Origin of the sequence: Pedobacter alluvionis (genome assembly GCF_003664035.1) — a bacterium.
GTDB classification, from domain to species: domain Bacteria; phylum Bacteroidota; class Bacteroidia; order Sphingobacteriales; family Sphingobacteriaceae; genus Pedobacter; species Pedobacter alluvionis.
Genome location: NZ_RCCK01000013.1, coordinates 642,518 through 649,291, shown reverse-complemented (window position 1 = coordinate 649,291; position 6,774 = coordinate 642,518). Strand labels below are relative to the sequence as shown.

Here is a 6,774-nt window from a genome sequence, read left to right as displayed (position 1 = left end):
TAGACACCACCTTTAAAATAAAGCTACGTAATCATGTACTTTGACCAGTACTCCATTACCTCGCTACGCTACATTGACATCTCTTTTAAGAACTTGCTGACCTGGTTAACCTCACGGCCGGTCATTTATATATCTTCAAACTTCAGTTCGTTCAAGTCTTGTTAGTCTTAAACGTGTTTACGTCTGTTTCAATCTTTTTTTCCTATCTTCCCGACATCCGCCGTTCCGATTTTTTTACCCTTCCTTTCGGTTGGGAGTGCAAAGGTAAGGAACTTTTCCAAACTTCCAAATAAAATAAATTTTATTTTTTGAAGCCTTATTTTCTCTCTACCTTTATTTCAATATGCCAGGCTTAACTGGCTCCCCGTTCTTCCGAACCGGGCTGCAAAAGTAGCAATCTTTTTCTCTTTCGCAATATTTATTTTAAAATAAATCCCGCTCTACTCATCTCTCTGCCATCCTTTAATCAAAACCCCTTCCTCCGAAGCGGGATGCAAAAGTAGGATTTTTTATCGCTTCCACAAAGGAAATTTGTCAAATCCTGTATGGATTGGTGTAAGTTGATGGTTTACAGCATAAAAAAGTTTTACCTCAAACAAAACTTTTTCAAGAATTGAATGTTTACACCTCCTTACAAACCTCTAAGGTTTCCAAAACCTGCGAGGTTTGACCTAAAAAACTTACGAAGTTCCCTGCACCCTGCCATTAGAAACTTCGTAAGGAACCCCTGCCCTCCGCCACCTAAACCCGATTGCAGTGGTAGCTGCCGGCTACACCCCGGCACTACAAACGGAAAGCGGGAACACACTTATATAGTAGCACAACAACTGCTTTACGAAAAAACAACCATTTAACTATATTTTACCCTAGCCTTAAAAACATAGTATTACTCGTAAATATTTTATAAATTAGTTAGATGCTTCTGGTTAAACAATGGACTTCTGATTTGTTTGGACTGCTATTTCCAAATTTATGCAATGCATGCGGCACTGCTTTGTTTCGCCATGAAAAGTTGATTTGTTTAAAATGCTTATACGATCTCCCTTTTACCGACTATCATCAATATGCAGATAATAGGGTTGCCAAGCAGCTATGGGGCCGCTTGCCACTTAACGCTGCAATGGCCATGTTATATTTTAGAAAAGGGGCAAAGGTTCAAAACTTAATACACAACTTAAAATATAACGGCAGAACAGATGTTGGCGTATTATTAGGCAGCATCCTGGGAGAAAGGCTGAAAACCGCAACGCTTTACCATGATATTGATCTGGTTATTCCGGTTCCTTTACACCGCAGAAAATATAAGAGCAGGGGATATAACCAAAGTACCTTTATTGCCGAAGGAATTGCAGCCCAGATGGGGATCGGCATTAGCGAAGATCACCTTATCCGGAATAAGGTTACCGAGAGCCAGACTAAAAAAAGCAGGTATAACCGTTACGAAAACATGACAGATGTATTTAAGGTAAAGTCTCCTGCGGATATCATAGGCAAACATGTTTTACTGGTTGACGATGTAATTACCACTGGGGCAACGCTTGAGGCCTGTGCCAATGCACTCTTAGCTATAGGAGCAATAAAAGTGAGCATAGCAGCACTTGCATTCGCAGAATAATTACCACTATACATTTAAGTACTATTGTAAGTAGCCAAACATTTTTCTAAGTTTGATTTATGCGTTTAAATATTGGTTTAGTGCTTTTAGTTTCATTCTTTGGTTTAGCTTGCCGGAAAGGAGAGCGTATTACCACAGATCTAAATGCTAAACTCAATATCTCTGATAAAGAAGTATTATTTGATACCATTTTTACTTCGGTGGGCTCAACAACCAGAAGAATAAAAATTGTAAATAAAAATAATGATGCAGTTAAAGTATCCGAAATCAGATTATCAGGCGGGAATACTTCGGCCTTCAGTATCAATATTAACGGAGAGCAAACACAGCGTAAAAATGATCTCATCATAAACGGCCAGGATTCTATAAATCTTTTTGTCAAGGTTTCGATCAATCCCAATTCAACCAATCTACCCTTTCTGGTTCAAGATTCTATCCTGTTAAATACAAATGGGAATAAACAGGTGATTCAGCTTTTAGCTTACGGACAAAATGCTGTATTTATTAATGAATCTACAGTTAATACGAATACCATCTGGACAAAAGCCTTACCCTATATAATCAATGGATCATTAACCGTTAAGAGTGGTGTTTCATTAACCATCCAGCCCGGAACTAAAATTTATTTCCATAAGGATGCGAATTTAAACATAGAAGGAAATCTGATTGTCAATGGCGGCTTTACTGAGCCTGTACTATTTTGTAGCGACAGGCTTGAAAGAATTTATAGCGATGAGCCCGGGCAATGGAAAGGAATTTTTCTAAAACGCACGGGATATGGGCTAATTAATAATGCGATCATTAAAAATGCATCTGTTGGCATTACCTCCGATTCTTTATCTGTTCACAACAACCCCAAATTAATTTTAAGCAATAGTATTATCAAAAACATGCAGGTGGCAGCTTATATTGGCTACCACTCAGAATTGCTCGCGTTTAATAATGTGATGTATAACTGCGGTAATTATTTGATATATGGCGTTGGGGGAGGGAATTATAATTTGAAACAGAATACCTTTGCTGGTTACAACTTAAACTTTCCGCGTAAAACTGCCTCATTGAGCTTTTCAGATTATTTATCAGCAAATACTTACAATAAACTTCAAATTGATTTAACTAATAATATTATTTGGGGAAGTTTAATTAATGAACTCGATATCCAAAAGAAAACTTCTGCAATGGTGCAACTCAATTTTTGGAGTAATTTAATCCGATGCACGAACAGTACTTATAACAGTAACGGCAATATTTTGAATATTGATCCATTATTCATCAACCAGGAAATGGAAAATTTTGAGCTCTCGGCGAACAGTTTAGCCAGAAAGAAAGGGGTTGATTTGAGTACCGATCCTTATTTTAACGGTTATCTTAATAAAGATATCAAGGGTAACACAAGAATTTCTCCCTCAACCTTAGGCAGTTACGAAAAATAATAACTTTTTTTAGTTTTTCGAAAACAAATCGTCTGGAAATCTCGTTTATATATACGAGAGCGTTAATTTAGATGGTAAGGGTCGATATTTCTTCTAAAGAATATCGGCCCTTTACTTTTTAATAAGATTTTAAGATTGCTACTCCATTCTTTTAGGTCATCTTTGTCTGTTACCTCTATCCCTAACAATTGTTTATTTTTTTGAAAGTTCGCGTTGTTGCAAAGTGGCAGCCTGCAGTCCCGCTTTTCCTCCTGCCGTTTTATTTACCGATATCAAAAATATACGGTTCAAAACGGCATCCGTTCAATCGGGCTTAGTTAACAACGTCAGTATTAAATACCTCTATAATCAAAAAAGCAGCTACAATTAATGCAGCTGCTTTATCTATTTGTTGTGTTGTAAATTATTCTACAGTTACGGATTTGGCCAGATTTCTTGGTTGATCTACATTACATCCACGCATTACCGCAATATGATACGACAATAACTGAAGTGGAATGGTTGCTATAAGTGGTAAAAAGGCTTCATTGGCATCAGGAATTTCGATACAATAATCGGCCATTTTTTTCACCTCGGTATCGCCCTGGGTTACAATCGCAATCACTTTACCTTTCCTCGCTTTTACTTCCTGTATATTGCTGATCACTTTTTCGTATGATGAATTCTGCGTAGCGATAAAAACTACAGGCATTTCTTCATCAATTAAAGCGATAGGACCGTGTTTCATCTCTGCAGCAGGATATCCTTCTGCATGGATATAGGAAATTTCTTTAAGTTTTAAAGCCCCTTCTAAGGCCACAGGAAAACCACTTCCTCTACCTAAAAACAAACAGTTGGTAGAATCTTTAATCTTTTCTGCTACCTCTTTAATCAGGTCGTTCGATTCTAAAGCAATCTGGATCTTATCAGGAATATTATCAAGCTCAGTTAAAAGTTCGATTAGCTTTGAAGTAGTAATAGTCCCTTTTTGTTGCGCCATATAAAAGGCCATCAAAGTTAAAACCGTTACCTGGGCAGTAAATGCCTTTGTAGAAGCTACACCGATTTCTGGTCCGGCGTGGGTATAAACGCCCGCATGCGTTAAACGCGGAATTGAGGCACCAGCAACATTGCAAATTCCGAAAATAGTTGCCCCACGTTCTTTAGCCATCTCTATAGCTGCCATCGTATCGGCCGTTTCTCCGGATTGTGAAATCGCAATTACCACATCTTTTTCAGTAATAATCGGATTTCTATACCTGAATTCTGAAGCGTATTCAACTTCAACAGGAATACGGGCATATTCTTCAATCAGGTATTCGCCAACCAAACCTGCATGCCATGATGTTCCACAGGCTACAATGATGATACGATCTATATTTTTTAATTTCTCTGCAAATTCTTTGATTCCACCAAGCTGGACTTTCCCTTCTTCAGGATAAATACGGCCACGCATACAATCTTTAATCGAACGTGGCTGCTCATAAATTTCCTTGAGCATAAAGTGATCGAAGCCACCTTTCTCCAGCATTTCTAACTTTAACTGCAGCTCCTGGATTAATGGCGTTTGTACTACATTATCCAGTCTTTTAACTAAAAGATCATCTTTGGTGATCAACGCAATCTCATTATCATTCAGATAGATTACGTTTTTGGTGTATTCAATAATCGGTGTAGCATCAGAAGCAATAAAGTATTCGCCCTGACCCACACCAATTACCATCGGACTGCCTTTTCTGGCTGCAATTAAACGATCAGGATGATCCTGATCCATAATTACGATGGCGTAGGCGCCAATCACTTCCTTCAAAGCCAAACGAACGGCTTCTAAAAGATCTATATTTTCAATTTCCTGGATTTCTTCTACCAAATGAATGAGCACCTCGGTATCGGTATCACTCTTAAATTCGTGCCCGCGGTTAATCAGCTCTTCTTTTAAAGTAGCATAGTTTTCTATAATTCCATTATGTATAATTGACAGTTTACCATTGTTCGAAGTATGCGGATGGGAGTTACGGTCTGAAGGAACTCCATGGGTTGCCCAACGGGTATGGCCCATACCAATAGTACCAGACTTATCCTGATCTTGAGCAAATTCTTCTAAAACTGCTACTTTACCCGCTTTTTTATATATATGCTCTCCGCTTTCATTCATTAATGCGATCCCCGCACTATCATAACCACGGTATTCTAATCTTTTAAGGCCTTTAAGTACAATTGGCCAGGCTTCTCTATAGCCAATATAGCCCACTATTCCACACATAATTTACATCTAATTAATTTGGGTAAATATATAAAACAAACGTTTGTTTTAAAGCATTAAGCACTAAAGATCTTTTTGTTTAATGAAAAAAGCAGCTACAAATTAATGTAACTGCTTTTAATGTATGATCGCTAAATCGAATTAGCTATGCTATTTATAAAGTGGAAATGCACTTACCAATTTAATCACTTCAGCCTTCACTGTATTTAAGGTGGCTTCATCTTCCGGATTAGTTAAAACCCTATCAATTAATTCAACAATCTGTTCCATTTCAGTTTCTTTTAAACCACGGGTAGTAATAGCGGCAGTACCCACACGGATACCAGAAGTTACAAACGGTGATTTATCATCAAAAGGTACCATGTTTTTATTCACCGTAATTTCTGCTTTCTCTAAAGCATTTTCGGCTACTTTACCGGTGATGTTTTTATTGCGCAAATCAATTAACATCAAATGGTTATCCGTACCGCCAGAAATAATGCCATATCCTTTTGCTACAAATGCTTTAGCCATTGCCTGTGCATTAGCAGCTACCTGTTTAATGTATGTTCCGTACTCCTCGCTTAAAGCTTCGCCGAAGGCAATTGCTTTAGCTGCAATAATATGCTCTAACGGACCGCCCTGCGTGCCAGGGAAAACCGCCATATCGAGCAGGCTGCTCATTAAACGGATTTCACCTTTAGGCGTTTTCAATCCCCATGGGTTTTCAAAATCCTGTCCCATCATAATCATACCGCCACGTGGACCACGTAAAGTTTTGTGGGTGGTAGTGGTTACAATATGGCAATGTGGAAGTGGGTTGGCTAACAATCCTTTTGCGATTAAACCTGCAGGGTGAGAAATATCAGCTAAAACCAAAGCACCAATTTTATCAGCTACTGCACGGATAAAAGCATAATCCCACTCACGTGAATAGGCAGAGGCACCGCAGATAATCAGTTTTGGTTTTTCAGCTAAAGCAACCTCTTCTAATTTTTTATAATCAATTAATCCGGTTTCTTTTTCTACCCCATAAAAGAAAGGTTGATATAATTTACCCGAAAAGTTAACAGGCGAACCATGTGTTAAGTGACCGCCGTGAGAAAGATCAAATCCTAATATTTTATCACCCGGTTGCAAAACAGCAAGCATTACCGCTGCATTGGCCTGTGCTCCAGAATGTGGCTGAACGTTTACCCAAGCCGCACCGAACAATTCTTTTGCCCTATCGATAGCAATCTGCTCTATCACATCTACCACCTGGCAACCGCCATAGTAACGTTTTCCTGGTAAGCCTTCGGCATATTTATTGGTCAGTACCGATCCGGCAGCTTCCATTACCTGCTTGCTTACAAAATTTTCTGATGCAATAAGCTCTAAACCATGCTCCTGGCGGTTTAATTCTTTATCGATAAGTTCAAAAATTTGGTTGTCGCGTGTCATTGTATATTTAGGTTTGTATTTTTTCTGCAAAAGTAAGAATTTCAAATTTAATTTTGGCCGTA

4 protein-coding genes are annotated in these 6,774 nt (G+C 38.4%); 2 read left to right on the top strand and 2 right to left on the bottom strand.

All coding sequences use genetic code 11. The annotated features are described in order from the left end of the window. Positions 1 to 916 precede the first annotated feature (916 nt). Together BCL90_RS19580 and BCL90_RS19575 are read left to right on the top strand one after the other, a co-directional pair. Positions 917 to 1,615 carry a ComF family protein gene (locus BCL90_RS19580; protein WP_121286151.1) on the top strand — a complete coding sequence of 233 codons (699 nt, stop codon included), beginning with the start codon at positions 917 to 919 and terminating at the stop codon, positions 1,613 to 1,615. Between the two features lie 59 nt (positions 1,616 to 1,674). Next, positions 1,675 to 3,048 (top strand): hypothetical protein, encoded by a 1,374-nt coding sequence (locus tag BCL90_RS19575; RefSeq protein WP_121286148.1) that lies wholly within the window; start codon positions 1,675 to 1,677, stop codon positions 3,046 to 3,048. Positions 3,049 to 3,451: 403 nt separating this feature from the next. Here the strand turns inward: BCL90_RS19575 and glmS are convergent, their stop codons facing one another. Further along, positions 3,452 to 5,290, bottom strand: coding sequence for a glutamine--fructose-6-phosphate transaminase (isomerizing) (glmS, locus tag BCL90_RS19570; RefSeq protein ID WP_121286146.1), 1,839 nt, complete (start codon positions 5,288 to 5,290; stop codon positions 3,452 to 3,454). Positions 5,291 to 5,440: 150 nt separating this feature from the next. Next, entirely contained in the window at positions 5,441 to 6,712 is a 1,272-nt protein-coding gene (gene glyA / locus BCL90_RS19565) for a serine hydroxymethyltransferase (protein WP_121286143.1), read from the bottom strand. Positions 6,713 to 6,774: the final 62 nt, after the last annotated feature.